The sequence below is a fragment of the Paenibacillus sp. J22P51 genome (assembly GCF_059692215.1).
This window is the reverse complement of record NZ_JCAUAZ010000001.1, coordinates 242563-263598: the sequence shown is the minus strand read 5'-3', so window position 1 is coordinate 263598 and position 21036 is coordinate 242563. Positions and strand designations below refer to the sequence as shown.

Below are 21036 nucleotides of genomic sequence, written 5' to 3'. Positions count from 1 at the left end.
TGAAGCAGGTGAATACCAGTGGTACGAAATAAAACGATATCGGCTCAAGTAACTGAAACAGTTCTCATCTTGGTCATGCTAGTTATCTCATTCATGTCGCTTGGACCTGTTGTACACGTGTTCTCCGTCTCGTTTAGCGACAACGCGGCAGCGGCAGGAGGATTAGTAAAGTTTTGGCCTGTAGGCTTCACATTGGCATCGTATCGAAAAATTCTGGAAGAACCTCATTTTTTCAATGCGTTTCTCGTCTCAGTCAAACGGGTATTACTAGGTGGCGGAATCAACTTCGTGTTGACTGTTATGATGGCGTATCCATTATCGAGAAGCAGCAAGGAATTTCCTCACCGGACCGTATATATGTGGTTCATGCTCTTCACAATGCTGTTCAGCGGCGGGATTATCCCATTATATTTGACGGTAAAGTCATTAGGGATGTTCAATACCATCTGGGCTCTTGTGCTGCCGGGTGCTGTGCCGGTTTTTAACGTTATTTTGTTAATGAACTTCTTCCGAAACTTGCCGAAAGAGCTGAGCGAAGCGGGGTACATGGACGGTGCGGGGCCTTGGTATATGATGATCAAAGTATATCTACCGCTTTCGTTGCCAGCAATGGCGACAGTTACTTTATTCAGCATTGTCGGGCATTGGAATGCGTTCTTTGACGGCATGATCTTTATGCGCAGTGCGGAATATTATCCGCTGCAAACGTATATTCAGCAGCTAGTCGTAAGTCAGAACACAATGTTAGAGCTTGATTCATCGAAGCTTGAGTTACTAATGAAAGTATCGGATAAAACACTCAATGCTGCGAAGATCGTCGTGTCCATGGTGCCGATTCTGATTATTTATCCGTTCCTGCAAAAGTACTTTATCCATGGCATCATGCTTGGTTCTGTCAAAGAATAATCAATCAAGAGGTGAAATTCGGTGGAGTGGAAGGTCATGACATTCAATTTGCGGTACAACGAGCCGAAGGATGGGGCCAATGCATGGCCCTTTCGCGTAAAGCGTGTTTCTCAAAATATCCACGAGCACGATCCCATTCTTTTTGGCACACAGGAAGGTTATCATGACATGCTAACCGAGCTTCACGAAGAGTTGCCAGCGTACAATTGGATTGGTATCGGTCGGTTTGGCGAGCATGTGGATGAGCATAATGCAATTTTCTATAAGCGTGATCAACTGGAAGTTCTGGAAGAGGGACATTTCTGGCTATCTGATACACCGGAAGTTGCCGCATCGATATGTTGGGATAGCATGTTCCCTCGAATGTGTACTTGGGTTCGATTCAAGCACATGAAAAGTCACAAAGAATTTCTCGTGTATAATACTCATCTTGATCATCACAGCCAAGAAGCGAGAGAAAATGGCATTAAAGTCATTTGGCATTATATCCGCTCACATAAATCCGAGCATGCATTACCCGTCATTCTATTAGGAGACATGAATAGTCATCCAAACAATCCAACGATCCGCTATTTAACCGGGGAGTCGGAGGGAGAAGGTCCAAATGGTTGGCTAAAAGATGCTTATAACGCTTTAGAAGGAACCGTAGGTCGAACTGCGCACGACTTCAATGGCGGAGCAGACGAGGCGCCAATTGATTATATTTTCGTATCACCTGAGGTAGATCTGTTGGAAACGATCGTCGATCGAACGCAGATCTCAGGGGGCTACCCTTCAGATCATTATCCGATCATTGCATCTGTGCGCTTATCCTAAATACGGAGCATATCAAGGAGAACAATTGATGAAACATGAGGAAAGAAAACGTTCAGTAATGACAATTACGCGTAACATTGCCCATTCGGAGCAAAGCGCTTATATCGAAGTACCTTTTGAAATGCCTGAACATGTTGAAGAGCTGGCGGTATCGTATACGATTGAATCGCACAGCGAACAGAGGGCTATCATCGACTTGGGCTTGAGGGACACGGACAGAGTGAGAGGCTGGAGCGGTGGCGCGCGCAAAGCCTTTTGTGTTGGACTGGATAAAGCGACGCCTGGCTATATGGCGGGCGACTTAACGCCAGGCGACTGGGCGGTATTGCATAACGCCTACAAGGTGCCGAGCGAAGGTTGTTCGGTTCACGTTACCATCGAATTTCTGTTTAAGACTCCTCGCTGGCTGAAGGGTGATCTGCACACACATAGCGTGAACAGTGATGGCACGTTTACGTTAGAAGAAAACGCGGCAATTATGGAGGAGCTCGGCTGTGATTTTATTGCCATGACCGATCACAATACAGTCAGCCAAAACCTGACTTATCCGCGAAATACCAATGTCCTTATGATACCTGGAATGGAGTTTACAACGAACTTCGGACATAGTAATTTCTTAGGTATCACAGATCCAATTCTTGATTTTCGAGTGAAAGATCAGGAAGATGTCAACGCCAAGATTGCAGAAGCGCGTGCAAATGGCGCCAAAATCGTCATCAATCATCCGCACTGCGAATTTTGCCCATGGGAATGGGATTTCAATGTTGATCACGATTGGGTAGAAGTGTGGAATGGTCCCTTTGCTGAGCGTAATGCTCGGGCGCTGAACTGGTGGCATAGTCAGCTCGTCTCCGGCAGAAGACTTGTTGCCGTTGGCGGAAGCGATACGCATCGTCCGGATCCGTTTGTGAGACATGCTATGCCTTGTACATGGGTGTACGCTGCTGAGAAAACCGTAGACGGCATTTTGCATGCCATTGGCCTTGGGCATGTGCTGATTACATATGCGCCGGAAGGACCTTTTGTACAGTTGAATTGTGGTACTTATATGATGGGAGACGTTGTTCCAGCAGGAGAGTCAAGCAGAGAGGTTACTTTCCATGCTCGGGATCTGTTGGTCGGAGATACGGTAAAACTAATCAGTAATGTTGGTTTGGAAATGGAAGTCGAAGTGTCCTCTGCTGGAGAACTTGTCATCCCAATTGATGCACAGGGGACAACGTTTGTACGCGCCGAAATTTGGCGGCATTTCAAAGAGGTTAATATGACGCTATTGGCTGCGTTAACGAATCCGATTTATTTTGACAAATCATCATTCCAAGCCTTTTGAAGTGCATACACTTCGAATCCGTTAGGACGTATAGGAGGATATATAGGTGAAGGTTCGATATGGCATTTCCGCCATTAATTGGGTTAATGAAGACATCAAGGAGTATGGAAACCACTATACGGCCGAGCAAGTGCTTACGGAAATGGCAAGTCTCGGATTCGAAGGAACGGAATTTTGCCGTAAATTTCCACGAGATGTTGAAGCGCTCAAACAGTTATTAGCCGGTAAAAATATGGTTCTCACTTCGCAGTGGAGATCCGTTCATTTCAGTGATCCGTCTCGACATGAGGAAGAAATGGATGCATTTCGCGCCCATGCTGACTTTCTGAAAGCCATGGGTTGTCGGCACGTTGTAACTTGTGAATCCAGTAGTAAGTTCGAGGATTTAAGCAATAACAGGGTCCGTGTCGAACCGCTGACAGATGCACAGTGGGGACATATGGTAGAAGGTTTACATAAAGCCGGGCAGTACTGTAAAGATATTGGCATGAAGCTTGTGTACCATTTTCATGGAGAAACCGTGGTTGAGACGGGCGAAGAAATTGCTCGTTTGATGGAAATGACGGACCCTGAGTTGGTTCATATGTTGTACGATACTGGTCACGCCTATTATGGTGGCAGCGATCCGTTATATATTTTACAAACACACTTTGACCGGATTGCTTATATCCATTTGAAAGACGTTCGGGAAACTGCGTTGGAAGAGCATCTCAGAGACGGCTTCCGTTTCCGTGAAGGTGTTCGAAGAGGCGTGTTTACAGTCCCTGGAGATGGTTGTATTGACTTTAAAGCTATTTTTGAAGAGTTGAATAGACGCAACTACGAAGGCTGGATCATTATTGAAGCTGAACAGAATCCAGACATTGCGAATCCTGTTCAGTATGCTGAGCAAGCATGTGAATACTTGAAAACAATAACAACATAACTCGGTACATTATGCCCCTGGTGCTTCCTGCATCCAGGGGCACGTGTATACCTATTTCAAGAGGAAATCACGATCCTAAACGGATGAAGGAGCACACACCTATGAAACATTTATCCATTCCCGGCTTTTCGTCTACATGTTCTCAAATGATTCTGGGTTCTGATTACTTTCAGCCTACGATCCAACATCAAGTCGACACCTTACTCGATGCCTATGTTGAGGCTGGTGGCAACACGGTGGATACGGCACATGGCTACAGGGCGGGAGAAAGTGAGAAAGCCATCGGCAATTGGATGAAGTCACGTGGCAATCGTGAAAGGATGCATATCCTGACGAAGGGGGCGCATCATGATGCGAACGGTCCACGCGTGAATGCCCAAGCGATTACAAGTGACCTGACAGAAAGTTTGCAGAGGTTACAAACTGATTATGTGGATTTCTACGCTCTGCATCGCGACGATCCCGAAGTATCCGTTGAACCGATCATTGATATCCTGAATGAGCATATTACTTCTGGGAAAATCCGCGCGATCGGCGCCTCTAACTGGACGCATCATCGGATCCAAAAGGCCAACGATTATGCTGAGCAAAGCGGACTGATTGGTTTCTCCTTCAGCAGCACGAATTTAAGCTTAGCCAAGCCAAACATGCCCAGGTGGCCAGGTTGTGTTTCGGCCGATGAAGGGACTTGCGCTTGGCACGAGCAAACGGGAACCCCGCTCTTCTCTTGGTCATCTTTAGCCGCCGGCTTTTTGACAGGGCGCTTTTCACCAGATCGTCTCGATAACGAAGAAATGGTCCGAGTCTACTACAATGAGTTGAATTGGCAACGGCTAGATCGAGCCAAACGACTGGCGGAGGACAAAGGCGTAACATTAGCGCAGATTTCATTAGCTTATGTGAACAATCAATCATTTCCGACCTGTGCGATTGTAGCTGCCCATTCATTAGAGGAGCTGCACGCGAATCGCGCAGCAGCGGATCTTGTGCTAACGGCACAGGAAGTGCGCTGGCTTGAACGTGGTGGTGAACTGTGAAGATACTCCTATCGGCAGAAGGCATTGTAACTCCAAGCTGCTCGAAAAGCCATATTACCTATACATTGCATCTTCACACGAATGTGGATGAATTGTATGTTGATTTTGCCTATGATCCTAAAACACTGGCAGATGAAGAGAAAGCGAAAGAACTGATTGATCAAGGGCTTCAGAGCTACATGCTGCCGGAACACTTGGAGGCAAGTCAGCTCAATTGGAGATCGTACTTGCCTTTGCAGAATTTACTTACGCTTTCTTTCGACGACGAGAATGGATTTCGCGGGGCTGGCCATCGGCATGATCCAGTCCAACGATTGAAAATTCATCGGGAAGATGCGTCGCCAGGATTAATTCCTGGACCAATTCCTCGAGGGCAGCTGCGTGTGACCATAAGTCTGCACTGTGTTGTATCGGAGCAAGTTCGTTACCGCTTGCGTATCGAGGAAGGAGGACAACCCTCATGACCCGCTGGTTACCCTACGAATTGCATACGCATACATTTCATAGTGATGGTAAGCAATCACTTCTCGAACTCGCAGAGGCTGCTAAATCACTTGGATTTGCCGGCTTCGCATTAACGGACCACAATACAATGACGGGTCTTGCTGACAGAGAGCAAGTTCAGGAGCTAATCGGTATTGACATTATACAAGGGCTTGAATGGACAACATTTTTTGGCCATATGGTTACATTGGGAATTCGTGACTATGTAGATTGGCGGAATTTAAGCCCCTTTCATATTTCCCGGGGAATTAATGGCGTTCATAATCAAGGTGGCGTAGTTGGAATTGCTCATCCGTTCCGTGTTGGCAGCCCGATGTGTACGGGTTGTTTTTGGGAGTTTGAGATTTCCGATTGGAGTGAAGTTGACTATATGGAGGTTTGGTCAGGCTTATTTCCTTCAATCCAACGGAATAATATTCGAGCTTTCGCTGTATGGACCGATCTTCTTAATCGCGGGTTCCAGATCTCGGCTACAAGCGGAAGGGATTGGCATGTCAAAGACCCAGTGAAGGATCCTGTTTGCGCAACGTTTCTTCAGATGAACGAGGAAGAGGGGGCAGAATCTGGTGTCTTAAACGCATTGCGCAATGGGGCAATATGCGTCTCCATGGGTCCGCTTCCGCTGCTATACATACGTGGAGCGGAAGGAAAGTTTCTTGCTGGAATCGGTGAAACCGTGTGTAGAGACATGATTTCTACAAAACGATTCGAGATCGTGCTCGGGGTTGACTTTACCGTGAGGGATCGTAAATGGGAGTCGATCGACCCCCCTATAACGATACGCTTGAACAGCAATAAAGGTGAAATTGCGGTGTGTGAACTGTCTAGCGTGGAACAGGAAATAGCAATTTCAGCTGATTTAGAAGGCGTCATTTGGATTCGGGCCGAAATGTACGGGACGTTTCATCGTGTCCATACGATGATCGGATTTACGAATCCTATTTATATAAAATGAATGAGGGAAGAAGGGGAAGCAATGAATGCTGTTTCCAGTGTTTGGCATATTTCTCACTTAGACCTAATGATCCGGCTGTTAGCCGCAACTGTACTGGGTGGACTCATTGGACTGGAGCGGGAATGGAGTAATCATGCTGCCGGATTTCGTACACATATTCTCGTATGTTTAGGCTCCACAACGATCATGCTGCTTTCCATCTACGGATTCTCAGAATTTGTTAATGAAGCGAATGTGCGGGCTGATCCGGCTAGACTTGCGGCGCAAGTAATCAGCGGTATCGGTTTTCTTGGAGCCGGAGCCATTATACGGAACGGTTCTGTTATCAGTGGTCTGACAACGGCGGCCTCTGTGTGGGTGGTTGCTGCTGTGGGGCTTTGCGTTGGAGCAGGTTTCTTTTTCGTAGCAGTGCTGTGTACCTTCATGGTTTTAGTCAGTTTGCTGCTATTAAATAAGTGGGAAAAACACTTGCTAAGAAACCGTCGTGTTCATGAGATTACCGTTAAGGTACTGGATCATCCAGGTGTACTCGGCAGAATTGCATCCATTTTAGGCGAACATGGCATTCAAATTATGAAGATGAAAATCATACCTGATACGGAAGAATCAGGAAACAGTCATGCGAAGCCAGTTATGCAGCTCTGTTTCACGATGAAGGCTCCAGAGCAAGGCAATCTGTTAGCCGCATTAGATGAAATTCATCGTTCAGAATATGTTTTGTCAGCTGATTCTCCGTGGTTGGACGGATTTCAAATCAAGCGACCGATAAATACGGTGAGTTCGCATTAACGCAACATATTTGGCAGATTCGAAGGCAAGGGTCCAGTAAAGTACTGGGCTCTTGCCTTTTTGCTTGGACACGTACACCCAAAAAGAATCGAAAAAATGTCTAATGAATCATGAATTATGTCATTACATCCTCAAAATGAAAGCGTTAGCATGAATGTATGGATCATGGAGAGGGGGGATCGCAGGCTTGAAGAAGTAGGGCTTTAACATTGGCTCGATTTGAATGCTTCAATACTTTAGCTAAGGAGGAATAATCAATGAACAACCCATTTTCAAAATGGCTAACAAGGCTTACGCTTCTCTCTGTTATTCTTTCGGTATTACTTCCTACAAGCTCGGCTCTCGCTGCAACTTCCAACTTCTACAATGTGCTTGTGCAAAATGGTGCAGATGTCTCAGTCTACAAAGACACGAATAGTTACTACTCCACGTATACAACTGGCAGTGAAGTGAAAGTCTGGAAAAGCAATTATTTGACCAATATGGATGCTGGTACAGTGATTACAGCGTGGTCAGGTTGTTGCGACGTATGGGCACCTGAAATCACGAAGATTAACAACGTTTGGTATATTTATTTTGCCCGTGATAATGCTGCAGGAGATAATAACAGTCATAGGATGTACGTTATTTCCAATTCAAGCGCGGATCCAACCACGGGTACTTGGAGTGCTCCGACCAAGTTAACTGCGATTGGCAACGATGATTGGGCAATCGATGGAACGGTTCTGAACAACAATGGAGCGCTATATTTCATCTGGTCCGGCTGGAACAGCGCGAATCAAAATACAGATCAGAATCTGTATATCGCTTCGATGAGCAGTCCGACCCAGATCAATTCGACTCGTACACAAATTGCTTGGCCGCAATACAGCTGGGAAACGAATGCTACTCCGCACGTTAATGAAGGGCCGGAAGTTATTATTCGTAATGGGGTAATTAACGTGGTCTTCTCAGCTAGCGGCAGCTGGCTGGATTCCTATTGTCTAGGCTTAACGACATCAAGCACTTCAAGTAATCTGCTCTTGGAAAGTTCATGGACGAAACGAACAAGCCCTGTTTTCCAGAGCGGCAATGGTCTATATGGACCAGGTCACCATAGCTTTACGAAATCCAAAAACGGGACTGAAGATTGGCTTGTCTATCATACAGCTAGACAACCAGGTGCGGGTTGGAACAGAGAAATTCGTGCTCAGAAATTCACCTGGAATGCGGATAATACGCCGAACTTCGGAAGCCCAGCGGCACCGAATACGCCGATCGCTTTACCTGCTGGGGAACCCGCTCGTGATCGTTATGAGGCGGAGTCGGCTACCTTAGGCGGACTTGCTTCGGTTGCCTATCATTCCTCCGCATCGAATGGCGCCAAAGTAGGACATATTGATAACAGCAGCAGTTATGTTCAATTCAACGTAACTGTTGGAACTTCCGGATATTATACAGTACTGGCAAGAACCGATAATGGCACTTCAGGCGGATATGGGGTCTGGGCTAACTTTAAGCTTTCCGTCAACGGAGGAGCGGGCAGTAATTTTAGTATCGCGAATTCGGGGTGGGACCACTGGACGAATGCCTCGGCAAAAGTATATTTGAATGCCGGTTCGAATACCATTCGTTTCACCCGTGATACGAATTATGCAGAGATCGATTCGATTGATATTATGCCTTGGTAGGGAATTCATTTCACAAGCAACAACTGGGCTTTAAGCCATCTTGACAGCATACGAACCAGCATGTGAGAATAAGATTAGGTAAGGTTAGGCAAAAACATAATAACGATAAAGTGAGTGATCGCGATGATGGATCGGCTGGAGCTTGATACCGGACAATCGCATACAACCCTCTTTTTTAAAAAAGGGACCGTATGGAAGTTAACAACTTCCGTACGGTCCCTTTCTTTTGGTAAAGCGAGAAAGGAAAGGAGTCTGTGTTGACATGGCGATGGTATATAAACAGCAGGAAAGTAACCTAGAAGCGACTCCGGTTTTATTAGACGGGGAGCAATTGATACCTGAGTTAGTAGCGGCGGTTGTTTATGACAATGTGCCGGTAGAACTAGATGAACAGGCACTTAGGCGTGTGGTCGAGTGCCGCAAAATGGTGGAAGAACTGGTCGCTGCAGGCAAAGTAGTCTACGGGGTCACGACAGGGTTCGGAAAATTCAGCGACGTGTCTATTTCACCGCAAGACGCTGTACAGCTGCAGGTTAACCTGATCCGCAGCCATGCCTGCGCCGTCGGCAGACCGCTTCCGGAACCGACGGTTCGTGCTTTGATGCTGCTGCGCGCAAACGCGCTGGCCAAAGGACATTCGGGCATCCGCTCGGAAACGCTGCAGCTATTGATCGACTGCATAAACCGTGGCGTACACCCGGTCGTGCCGGAGCAAGGCTCGCTTGGCGCTAGCGGAGACTTGGCTCCGCTGTCTCATTTGGCACTGGTGCTGATGGGCGAAGGTGAGGCATTTTACCATGGCGAACGCCTTTCAGGCGAGAGAGCGCTTGCAAATGCAGGTCTCAAACCGATTAGCTTGCAGGCGAAAGAGGGGCTAGCACTGATTAACGGCACTCAGGTTATGACGTCCATCGGTACGCTGGCGCTAATAAAATCACAACGACTTGCGAAAATCGCCGATGTGATCGCATCCCTGACGGTTGAATGCTTGCGCGGCATTCCGGATGCTTTTGCGGAAGAGGTGCAGCAGGTACGCCCTTATCCTGAACAAATCGGCGTAGCGAAAAATCTGTGCAACCTGCTGAAAGGCAGTAAGTTGACGACACGCCAAGGCGAGCTTCGCGTACAGGACGCTTACTCGCTGCGCTGTCTGCCACAAGTACATGGTGCGACACGCCAAGTTCTTGCCTATGTGCAGGATAAGATCGCCATTGAAATGAACTCGGCGACCGACAATCCGTTGTTATTCGTGGATAAAGGTCTCGTCATCTCCGGCGGTAATTTCCATGGGCAGCCGATCGCATTCGCCATGGATTTCCTGAAAATCGGCATGAGTGAGCTCGCAAACATTTCGGAACGTCGTACTGAACGGCTGGTCAATCCAGCGCTATCCGGGGGACTGCCTGCTTTTTTGAGCCATAACCCAGGGGTGGGTTCCGGCATGATGATCACGCAATATGTAAGTGCATCTATCGTTTCGGAAAATAAAGTACTCGCCCATCCGTCAAGCGTGGACTCGATACCGTCTTCGGCGAATCAAGAGGACCATGTGTCTATGGGAACAACAGCAGCGCGTCATGCAGCGCAGGTGATCGACAATGTGTCCAAGGTGTTAGCGATCGAGTTGATTTGTGCAGCTGAAGCTGCCGAATTTGTGGGATCTGAGGGGCTTGCTCCGGCGACTCGGGTGCTGTTCGACAAGCTGCGGGCGCTCGTTCCTCCTGTTGTGGAGGACCGCTCTACTTCCCGTGATATCGAGAACGTGGCGACAGCTTTGCTAGAAGGCGAGTGGCTGCAAGCGGTTGAGGCTGTAGCAGGAGAGCTATTTTGACCACTGGTGAATGTTACCACGTATGGAGTTACTCGGGAAAATCGACTAATTCGTGTGCAGTAAGGGTGGACGGCAAGGAGTTACTCGAAAAAATCGACTAATTCGTGTGCGGTAAGGGTGAATGGCAAGGAGTTACTCGAAAAAATCGACTAATTCGTATGCAGTAAGGGTGAATGGCAAGGAGTTACTCGAAAAAATCGACTAATTCGTGTGCAGTAAGGGTGAATGGCAAGGAGTTACTCGAAAAAATCGACTAATTCGTATGCAGTAAGGGTGAATGGCAAGGAGTTACTCGAAAAAATCGACTAATTCGTGTGCGGTAAGGGTGAACAGCAAGGAGTTGCTCGAAAAAATCGACGAATTCGTGTGCGGTAGGGTGAGTGGCAAGAGTTACTCGAAAAAATCGACTAATTCGTGTGCGGTATGGGTGAATGGCAAGGAGTTACTCGAAAAAATCGACTAATTTGTGTGCGGTAAGGATGAATGGCAAGGAGTTACTCGAAAAAATCGATTAATTCGTGTGCGGTAAGGGTGAACGGCAAGGAGTTACTCGAAAAAATCGACGAATTCGTGTGCGGTAAGGGTGAATGGCAAGAGTTACTCGAAAAAATCGACTAATTCGTGTGCGGTAAGGGTGAATGGTAAGGAGCTACTCGAAAAAATCGACTAATTCGTATGCAGTAAGGGTGAATGGCAAGGAGTTGCTCGAAATAATTATTTTTTCAGGAGGAACCATCCGATGACAAATAAAAACTCGACTGAATCCAAACGAGAAATTCGCTCCCCTCGTGGTACAGAACTGTCCTGCAAAGGCTGGGTACAGGAGGCTGCCATGCGCATGCTGATGAACAATCTTGACCCGGAAGTCGCAGAACGACCGGAAGATCTCGTCGTCTACGGCGGTATTGGCAAAGCAGCGCGTAACTGGCCTTCCTACGATGCCATCATCCGCGAATTGCAGCGCCTGGAAAGCAATGAAACGCTGCTGATCCAATCCGGCAAGCCGGTTGGCGTGTTCAAAACCCATGAACGTGCACCGCGTGTGCTGCTCTCTAACTCTGTTCTTGTGCCGAAATGGGCGAATTGGGAGCATTTCCGCGAGCTGGAGCAAAAAGGGCTGATGATGTATGGACAAATGACCGCAGGCAGCTGGATTTACATCGGGACGCAAGGCATTCTACAAGGTACGTATGAAACCTTTGCCGAAGCGGCCCGCCAACATACAGGCGGTTCGCTCAAAGGTACGTTGACGTTGACCGCGGGCCTTGGCGGCATGGGTGGCGCACAGCCGTTAGCGGTCACCATGAATGAGGGCGTCGTCATTGCAGTCGAGGTTGACCGAACTCGCATTGAGCGCCGAATTCAAACTCGTTACTGTGATGTGCTTGCTGAAACGCTGGATGAAGCGCTGCTGCTGGCAGGTAAGGCTATGGAAGAGAATAAGGCGCTAGCCATCGGTCTACTGGGCAACGCAGCGGAAATATACCCGGAATTCGTGCGACGCGGCATCAAGCCGCATTTCGTTACTGACCAAACGTCGGCTCATGACCCGCTGATTGGCTATATCCCGATTGGCTTTACGTTGGAAGAAGCAGCCGCACTTCGTGAGAAGGATCCTGAGCAATACATGAAGCTTTCGAAAAGCAGCATAGCGACCCATGTGCAAGCGATGCTCGACCTGCAGCAACGGGGCTCAGTCGTGTTCGATTATGGCAACAATATTCGTCAAGTCGCCTTCGACCAAGGCGTCACAAACGCTTTTGATTTTCCAGGCTTCGTTCCAGCCTATATCCGTCCGCTTTTTTGTGAAGGCAAAGGACCTTTCCGCTGGGTAGCTCTCTCCGGCGATCCGGAAGACATTCGCAAAACAGATGAACTTGTAATGAAGCTGTTCCCGGAAAATGATCACCTGCGTCGCTGGATTACGATGGCGAGTGAGCGTGTCGCATTCCAAGGTCTCCCAGCACGTATTTGCTGGCTCGGCTATGGTGAGCGCGAAAGATTCGGTCTCGCATTGAACGAAATGGTGAGAAATGGCGAGTTGAAAGCACCGATTGTCATCGGTCGCGATCATTTGGATTGTGGCTCCGTGGCGTCGCCAAATCGTGAAACGGAAGCGATGAAAGACGGTTCCGATGCCGTTGGCGACTGGGCGATCTTGAATGCGCTGATCAATACATCAGCAGGCGCATCTTGGGTTGCTATCCATCATGGCGGTGGCGTAGGCATGGGCTACTCGCTGCACGCAGGGATGGTTGTCGTTGCGGATGGGACGGATGAGGCAGATGAGCGCCTCCGCAGTGTGCTGACCTCTGATCCCGGCATGGGTGTTATCCGCCATGTGGATGCGGGCTACGACGAGGCGATTGAAACAGCTGAAAAGCACGGCATTCGCATCCCAATGCGTGAGCAGGGACAGTGAAGGAGGAATGAGGAGATGGAACGGATTGATTTGCTTGTGATAGGGATTGGCCGTTTGGTTACCCCTTCAGGAAATGCTCCGCGCAGTGGTCAAGAAATGAAGGATGTTCTTGTGATAAAGAATGCAGCGATAGCTATCCGTGAGGGGAAAATCGCTTGGTTTGGTTCAGTCCAAGATGTGCGTAGCCTTCTGACGGACAGCGGATTCGTCAAGATCATCGACGTCGGCGGACGTATGGTCACACCAGGGCTGGTCGATCCGCACACCCATCTCGTCCATGGCGGTTCCCGTGAACATGAGCTGGCGCTGAAGCGGTCAGGTGTCCCATATTTGGACATATTGGCGCAAGGCGGTGGCATTCTTAGCACGGTGCAAAGTACAAGGGCAGCCAGTGAACAGGAGCTATATGATAAGGCGCGTCGAAGCCTGAACGAGATGATGATGAATGGTGTCACGACTGTTGAGGCGAAAAGCGGCTACGGCCTCGCCTTGGAAGATGAACTGAAGCAATTGCGTGTGGCGAAACGATTGAATGATACCCACCCGCTCGATATTGTATCTACGTTTATGGGGGCACATGCAGTGCCGTTAGAATATAAAGGGCGCTCCGAGGAATATGTAGATCTCATCGTCCATGAGATGCTTCCCAAGGTGGCAGAAGAGGGGCTTGCGGAATTTTGCGATGTGTTTTGTGAAAAGGGTGTTTTTTCTGTCGAGCAGTCACGCCGTATTCTAATTGAAGCCAAGCGCAGCGGTCTAATCCCGAAAATACACGCAGACGAAATAGAACCGCTTGGCGGAGCGGAACTGGCAGGAGAAATCGGTGCGATTTCTGCAGAACATTTGCTGGCAGCGACCGATAAAGGCTTGGCTGCAATGGCCGAACACGGTGTGATTCCAGTGCTCTTACCGGGCACTTCGTTCAACCTCGGCCTGGCCAAACATGCGCGTGCACGCGACATGATCGACACCTATGAACTGCCGGTGGCCCTTTCAACGGACTATAACCCGGGCTCCTGTCCGACCGAGTCGATCCAGCTTGTCATGATGCTGGCGTCTCTGAACTTGAAGATGACGCCGGAGGAGATTCTGACCGCATGCACAATCAATGCGGCGAATGCGCTGGGACGAGGAAATGATATCGGTTCGATCGCAGTGGGGAAGCGTGCGGATTTAACGATATTTGATGCACCGAATCTCGCATATTTGCCTTATCATTTCGGTATTAACCATACCTTTGGTGTCATCAAAAACGGAAACGTGATCGTATGGAATCGTACCATCGTGACTAGAGAGTCAAGTAAGGAGGGGGCTGCGCTATGAGCCACGAGAATCCATTTCTCAAACCGCCTGATCAAGCTGCGTTCAGAGATCATATGGAAACCAAGGTTGCTCAGTGGATCCACCAGTGGGACGGTCAAGAGCAATTGCTTGCAGGGATCATCGGCATCCCGTTGTCTAAGCCGTCGATCTCGCATTCAGGTGCTTCGACAACGCCGGCGGCGGTTCGTGCAGCGTTCAAGTCATTTACTACATACTCGATGGAGTATGGTGTTGACCTGCAAGACTTAGCCGTTCGTGACCTCGGCGATATCCAAATGCATGTGACTGACATCGCGGAATGTCATCGCCGCATCGAGGAAAGTTTGCGCGCGCTATATAACGATCAACCGTGCTTGATCCCGATCATCTTTGGCGGCGATCATTCGACGAGCTGCCCGTCAGTCAAAGCTTTCGTTGACCGTCATCCTGGTCAAAAAGTGGGTATTATTCATTTTGATGCCCACCATGATGTGCGCAATTTCGAAGACGGAGGCGTCACCAACGGTACGCCGTTCCGCGGTATCCTCGAATCAGGTGTGGTTCAGGGACATCACATCGTACAAATCGGTATTCGTGGCTTCATGAATTCGAAGCCTTATCATGACTATGTGAAGAGTAAAGGCGTACATGTCTATACGTCGCGTGATGTACGGCGGATGGGCATGGATTCGGTGCTCGACCAGGCGATTCATCTTGCGGGTAATGGCACGGACGCGCTGTATGTGAGTTTTGACGTTGACGTTATCGATCAGGCCTATGCACCGGGTTGCCCGGCGATCGGTACCGGCGGGATGAATCCGTGGGATGCGCTGGATGCCCTCTACCGTCTCGGTTCACTGCCGCAGGTGCAAGGGCTGGACTTCGTCTGCATCGATCCGACCGTCGATGTGCGTAACGTGACCTCGCGTCTAGCGGTACAGTTCATGCTAAGCTTCTTGGCTGGGCTCGCTGCGCGCTCAAAAATAATTTTATAGTGAATAAAATTGATTATCCGCGTGAAAGAAACGCCGCTCGCTCCTTTTTGTTGGAGCTGGCGGCGTTATTGTGACGTCTTGAAGTTAGTCGATCATTCTTTAGCGATTTTGATTGATGGCGATTTTGCTGGAGACGCATCATTTTCTAGAAGGAACCACAGGCTATGTCGAGTTGACGGACAATGCCAATGGTACCTATGTGAACGTTTTTGGAAAAAACAACTAGTAATTGCATAAATTTCATGTGAACTACAAACAATTGAATACAATTGGAAATTCGTTTGATTAAAGAGGAGGATCTATTGTGTTAGATTGGGTCGAAATTATGTTGCGTACGTTATTATCGGTGGTTGTACTTTTCCTTATGACCAAGCTGTTGGGGAAAAGACAAGTTACGCAACTTTCCTTCTTCGAATACATAACAGGCATTTCTATTGGTAACCTTGCGGCCTACATCTCGTTGGATACGGATTCGGTCTGGTATCTAGGTTTGGTCTCCATAGGTGTTTGGGTAGCATGTACACTGGGAATTGAATTTTTGCAGTTAAAAAGCAAGAAAGCGCGAGATTTCATCGATAGTAAAGGAACTGTGCTGATTAAAGAAGGAAAAGTGTTGGAAGATAATTTAAAGAAGGAACGTCTCACCACGGATGAACTCATGGAGCAATTGCGTAAAAGATCGGTATTTAGAGTAGCCGATGTTGAATTTGCAATCATGGAACCAAGCGGCGAAGTGAATGTGCTCTTAACGCGAGATAATCTACCATTAACAGCAAAGCATTTGGGCATCAGTGTAGCACCCGAGAAGGAGCCTCAATCCGTGATCATGGATGGCGAAATTATGGATGAAGCATTAGCCACTATCGGTTTGAGTCGGGGATGGTTGAAAACAGAGTTGGATAAATTGGGTGTAACGATTGAAAATGTATTCCTTGGTCAAGTGGATTCTTACGGCCAATTATTTGTTGATTTGTTTGATGACAAGATCACAGTACCTGTGCCACAGGAAAAAGCAACGCTATTTGCAACGTTAAAACAATGCGAAGGCGATTTAATGTTGTATGGACTGTCCACGAATAATAAAAAGGCGAAAGAGATGTACGAGCACTGCTCGAAACAAATGGAGGATATCATAGCACAATTGAAACCTATACTTAAGCATTGATTAAACTAAAATACATGCAGCTACTCAGCGCGCACCCAGATAGAAAGGGTGTGCGCTGTTTTATTTTGGCTGACGATTGACGACTATATGCAGCTTCTGGTTAGTATATATAAGCTGCTTCACTTTGTGGGGTGCAGTAAAGATTGAAACTTCGGTCACGGTACAATATATCCAACAAATTTATTATATAATATTAGAAGAAAGAAGGGGTGTCTATGAATACGTGCGCATGGCTTCGGCGAATTTGTTGCGAAAGCGTTTACGGAGAAGGATCCGGATGGCAACGGGAAAAAAAGATACGTTCGGTATCACAGGCGCCGTTCAAATATTACGTTCCACAGGAGTCTATGGTGCCACTAAAAGAGCTCTATAGGCAAGATACAGAGAAAAAGGGGGAGATCATAAATCATGAGTGGAGAAAACAATAAACTAGAAATTCATGGGGATGTATTAGTTGCCGGAGGCGGTATTTCCGGGGTAGTAGCTGCATTGGCGGCTGCTCGCAATGGTGCCAAAGTGATTCTATGTCAGGATCGGTCCGTGCTGGGAGGCAATGCCTCTTCAGAGATTCGGATGCATATCGTCGGGGCGGCTCACTCCAAGCGGGGAACGGTATTAGAGACGGAAGCAAGAGAGGGCGGCATCCTTGAAGAAATCCTTCTTGAATGTGCAGTACGCAATCCACAGCGAAGCGCATCCATGTTAGATCTCCTTTTATATGAAAAGTGCAGAGCGGAAGCGAATCTAACGCTGATGTTGAATACGGCGATTATTGGCGTGAGAATGGATGGAGACCGGATCATCTCAGCGCTGGCAACAAGGGAAAGCACGGAGCATGGCTTCGAGATATTCGCGGATATCTTCATGGATTGTACGGGAGATGGTCGCCTCGGGAAAGAAGCGGGAGCCTTATTTACGACAGGCAGGGAATCTTCGCAGCAATTTGGGGAGTCATTTGCAGGGGAGGAATCCGATACATATCGTCTCGGTTCTTCGCTTTTGTTCACTGCTCGAAATATGGGTAAACCGATGAAATTTATTCCGCCTGTTTGGGCGAAGCACTATTCAGAAGAGGATTTGAAATACCGTAGTCATACTTCGTGGGAATATGGGTATTGGTGGGTGGAATTTGGCGGATTATTGGATACGATCTCTGATAACGAAATGATTCGCGATGAGCTGCTCGCCATCATGATGGGTGTCTGGGATCACATCAAAAATAGCGGATACCATCCCGAGTCGGAGAATTGGGCACTTGATTGGTTCGGCTTCGTGCCTGGTAAACGGGAGTCTCGTCGCTTTATTGGCAAACATATGCTGACACAAGGTGATTTGGAACATGCCGTCCATTTCGAGGATGTCATCGCATATGGAGGCTGGCCAATGGATACACATCCGCCACAGGGGATAGATGCCAAAGAGATTGATCCCTGCCATCAACCGCATACAAATCATGTATATGGCATTCCGTTAAGAGCATTGATTAGTGACAATGTAGCGAATCTGATGTTTGCCGGACGCAATATTTCAGCTACGCATATCGCCTTCTCAAGCACCAGGGTCATGGCAACCTGCGGTGTGATGGGGCAAGGTGCTGGTACATTTGCGGCACTGGCGATTAAAGAAGGTCTTCCGCTTGATGTAGCGTATCAAAACCAAGAATTAATTCGGAAAACGCAACAGCAGCTTATTAAACAGGATGCATTCCTTCCTGGTATTCCTACGAGTGACAATTTGGCAAGCCAAGCTGTTGTTCGAGCTTCATCTGAGCAACCAGAGGGGCAAGCTTCGAATATTATAGACGGATACACCCGTTCCATGCATGGAACGAACGGCGTCAGACTGGATTTGGTCCTTCCCGGTACACACAGATGGATGTCACTGCCTGAAGACCGGGGGCCTTGGATTGAGCTGGAATGGGAAACTCCCGTATCCATTAACGAAATAACAATCGTGCTGGACACAGGCATGCACCGGAGACTGACATTGACCCAGGAGGATAATTTGCACAAAAAGAACGAATGGGGGCCGCAGTCGGAAACCTTGAAGGATTTCCGTATGATTGCGTATATGGCGAATACAGAAGATTCTCGTCAAGTGATGGACATTAAGGATAACTACCAACGCCAGGTTACAAGCCATGTTCAATTGAATCAAGTAAGGAAACTCCGCGTTGAGGTTCTAAGCACGAATGGATTGGATCATGCGCGAATTTTTGAAATTCGATGTTATTGAACGTGAAGGCAATGTAGAGGAATGTTCAGTTGAGCAAATGAAAACGTAAGCCGCTTTTGCCGGACTGGGACAGTTTTTTCTGATCTGTAGTGATGGTTTTCATCACTACAGATCAGAAAGTCGGCTGTACTGCTGCTGTAGTGATGTTTTTCAACGTTACAGAGCTTGAAATCGGGCTGGGATAGTTTTTTCTGATCTGTAGTTATGTTTTTCATCACTACAGAACGTAAAATCGGCTGTTCTGCTGCTATAGTGATGTTTTTCAATGTTACAGAACTTGAAATCGGACTGGGACAGTTTTAATGATCTGTAGTGATGTTTTTCATCACTACAGCGAGAGGCCGTCCCGTAAGTTCAATAACCTTGTGGACGGCCTCCTTCCCATACTTGAAATAGCTTTTCATGAGGAGGATGGCTGTATTGGCTGGTTTACGATGGGGCATGATTATTTGAATTCCGATGCTGCGCAGCTCTATAGAAAAATGGCGGGGAAGGAAATCACGGAGAAAAGCGGTCAAACGACCGTCAGCGACACGGAGCTTTTGGATTTTTTCAACGAGCCTGCAGTTTTGTTCTATGACCTGATTGTGAGTGGTCAGCACACTGCTTAAGTGATTTTGTTGGTTAAAGTAAATCTGACGGAAACTGGCATTATGAAGTAAATAACAGCCGAAGACTCCTATTTAGGGTTTTCGGCCCTTTTCTAATTGAGATAAACCGCTTATAGTAAACTATACAGAATCTTTTACTTCATGAACGGCAATCTTCATGTGAGATCAGAAAACGATGATGTCTTTCGAATTATTTGTAAACGCTATCATCGGGAGAGTGATGGGATGAAATTTCGCGGGATTTGCCTTGTAGTAGCGCTATGTATGTGGCTAACGGCTTGTCAGTCTCAGAACGCAGCGAATATACTCAAGAAGCAACCAACAGAACAAACACTGTCATGGATTCATCATTTTGATGAGGAAGGCGCTCGTAAATGGCTTGAGATCGGTACACAGTTATTTACTGATCAGCATCCATCGTATTCGTTCGCCATTACAGGTGTCGATGGAGGCAACTACTTGAGCTTGCTGCGTACCTTGGCAGTATCCAACCAAATGCCAGATATGTATATGATTGATAATTTGGATACGGCGCAGGATTTTATTCGGACAGGCTACGCGATGGATTTAAGCAATCAGCCTTTCTTAGCTGGCATCGATGCGCGTTACCTGAATGGTGTGAAGTCATCTGATGGGCGAGTATGGGCGCTGCCGATCGATGTGAATGGTGCTGGTGTCATTTACAATAAAGAGGCATTTGCTAAAGCGAATATTAAGGAACCTCCCAAGACGTGGAAACAATTTATAGATGCCTGTGAAGCTCTGCAAAAAGTGGGGATCACACCTATCGCCGCCGGATATAAGGATTCTTGGACGATTAGCTGGGATATCGCGGCGGATTTATTGGCGAATCAACATGCATTAAATCGCTCTTGGTTTGCGGATATTGAAGCAGGCAAAACTTCCTTTGCGGAAGACCAGATTCATTTCAAAGATATTTTGCAACGGTATGCTGAACGGTTGAATTATGTCAATCAACGGCCATTTGATACAGATTGGAACCAAGCCCAAACGCTCCTTGCGGAAGGAAAAGCTGGGATGATTATCAATGGGACTTGGACGATTGATGGGGTGAAATCCAAAAATCCATCAAGCAATCTGGGGTTGTTCGCATTTCCTTATTCGACTGACCCGAACAAGGCTATCTTCGGATTGAAATCGACAGGAGGCATTGTTGTCAATCCCAAATCACCTCATAAGGAAGCGGCCTTACAAACGTTGGCGCTGTTTGCTACACAACAAATGGGCGACATTTTCCAGACCAAAAAGAAAGCATTATCTGTCATTAAAGGCTTGCCGAAAGACTTCGATCCTACCTATATCGACTTAGACACAACGTATATTCAAACGGGTAAAACGTACGATTGGTCGAGTCTGTCTGTCGATTTCGTCAATCAAGATTTGCAGAAGATATACATCAATGCGATTACGAAATTCGTCATAGACCGAGCACATAATGTGGAACAATGTGTGCAAGAGTTGGATCAAGCGTTTAATCAAATTCGTAGACTCTCCAAATGAGAAGTGGTAAGGAGTAGGGATG

General features: G+C 47.5%; 17 protein-coding genes. All 17 read left to right on the top strand.

Going from position 1 to position 21036, the window contains the following annotated elements:
• Window positions 1–18 precede the first annotated feature (18 nt).
• The 17 genes from AC58QC_RS00815 to AC58QC_RS00735 all read left to right on the top strand — a co-directional run bounded on the left by AC58QC_RS00815 (window position 19) and on the right by AC58QC_RS00735 (window position 21014).
• A complete protein-coding gene (locus tag AC58QC_RS00815) occupies window positions 19–906 on the top strand; it encodes a carbohydrate ABC transporter permease (RefSeq protein ID WP_497413312.1) in 888 nt (295 codons plus the stop codon).
• A 36-nt stretch (window positions 907–942) separates the two neighbouring features.
• Complete coding sequence (locus tag AC58QC_RS00810) at window positions 943–1722, top strand: endonuclease/exonuclease/phosphatase family protein (protein ID WP_497413311.1); 780 nt, start codon at window positions 943–945, stop codon at window positions 1720–1722.
• A gap of 28 nt (window positions 1723–1750) precedes the next feature.
• On the top strand, window positions 1751–3052 hold the full coding sequence (locus AC58QC_RS00805) for a CehA/McbA family metallohydrolase (protein WP_497413310.1): 1302 nt from the start codon (window positions 1751–1753) through the stop codon (window positions 3050–3052).
• Between the two features lie 46 nt (window positions 3053–3098).
• Entirely contained in the window at window positions 3099–3977 is an 879-nt protein-coding gene (iolE, locus tag AC58QC_RS00800) for a myo-inosose-2 dehydratase (RefSeq protein WP_497413309.1), read from the top strand.
• 101 nt (window positions 3978–4078) lie between these two features.
• The gene (locus AC58QC_RS00795; RefSeq protein ID WP_497413308.1) at window positions 4079–5014 is read left to right on the top strand and encodes an aldo/keto reductase; all 936 of its coding nucleotides are present in this window, start codon (window positions 4079–4081) and stop codon (window positions 5012–5014) included.
• A complete protein-coding gene (locus AC58QC_RS00790; protein ID WP_497413307.1) occupies window positions 5011–5478 on the top strand; it encodes a hypothetical protein in 468 nt (155 codons plus the stop codon). Before AC58QC_RS00795 ends, AC58QC_RS00790 begins: the two co-directional genes overlap by 4 nt.
• Entirely contained in the window at window positions 5475–6473 is a 999-nt protein-coding gene (locus AC58QC_RS00785) for a CehA/McbA family metallohydrolase (RefSeq protein WP_497413306.1), read from the top strand. Before AC58QC_RS00790 ends, AC58QC_RS00785 begins: the two co-directional genes overlap by 4 nt.
• 21 nt (window positions 6474–6494) lie before the next feature.
• Complete coding sequence (locus AC58QC_RS00780) at window positions 6495–7262, top strand: MgtC/SapB family protein (RefSeq protein WP_497413305.1); 768 nt, start codon at window positions 6495–6497, stop codon at window positions 7260–7262.
• Between the two features lie 257 nt (window positions 7263–7519).
• A complete protein-coding gene (locus AC58QC_RS00775; protein ID WP_497413304.1) occupies window positions 7520–8932 on the top strand; it encodes a family 43 glycosylhydrolase in 1413 nt (470 codons plus the stop codon).
• Window positions 8933–9200: 268 nt separating this feature from the next.
• A complete protein-coding gene (gene hutH, locus AC58QC_RS00770; protein ID WP_497414047.1) occupies window positions 9201–10763 on the top strand; it encodes a histidine ammonia-lyase in 1563 nt (520 codons plus the stop codon).
• A gap of 739 nt (window positions 10764–11502) precedes the next feature.
• Entirely contained in the window at window positions 11503–13185 is a 1683-nt protein-coding gene (gene hutU, locus AC58QC_RS00765) for a urocanate hydratase (protein WP_497413303.1), read from the top strand.
• Between the two features lie 15 nt (window positions 13186–13200).
• Entirely contained in the window at window positions 13201–14508 is a 1308-nt protein-coding gene (gene hutI, locus AC58QC_RS00760) for an imidazolonepropionase (RefSeq protein ID WP_497413302.1), read from the top strand.
• Complete coding sequence (gene hutG / locus AC58QC_RS00755) at window positions 14505–15482, top strand: formimidoylglutamase (protein ID WP_497413301.1); 978 nt, start codon at window positions 14505–14507, stop codon at window positions 15480–15482. The genes hutI and hutG overlap by 4 nt, the downstream gene beginning before the upstream one ends.
• Before the next feature lie 304 nt (window positions 15483–15786).
• Window positions 15787–16647, top strand: a complete 861-nt coding sequence (locus AC58QC_RS00750; RefSeq protein ID WP_497413300.1) for a DUF421 domain-containing protein — start codon at window positions 15787–15789, stop codon at window positions 16645–16647.
• 408 nt (window positions 16648–17055) lie between these two features.
• On the top strand, window positions 17056–18882 hold the full coding sequence (locus AC58QC_RS00745) for an FAD-dependent oxidoreductase (protein WP_497413299.1): 1827 nt from the start codon (window positions 17056–17058) through the stop codon (window positions 18880–18882).
• A gap of 302 nt (window positions 18883–19184) precedes the next feature.
• Window positions 19185–19493 carry a hypothetical protein gene (locus AC58QC_RS00740; RefSeq protein ID WP_497413298.1) on the top strand — a complete coding sequence of 103 codons (309 nt, stop codon included), beginning with the start codon at window positions 19185–19187 and terminating at the stop codon, window positions 19491–19493.
• Window positions 19494–19718: 225 nt separating this feature from the next.
• Window positions 19719–21014 (top strand): ABC transporter substrate-binding protein, encoded by a 1296-nt coding sequence (locus AC58QC_RS00735; RefSeq protein ID WP_497413297.1) that lies wholly within the window; start codon window positions 19719–19721, stop codon window positions 21012–21014.
• Window positions 21015–21036 lie beyond the last annotated feature (22 nt).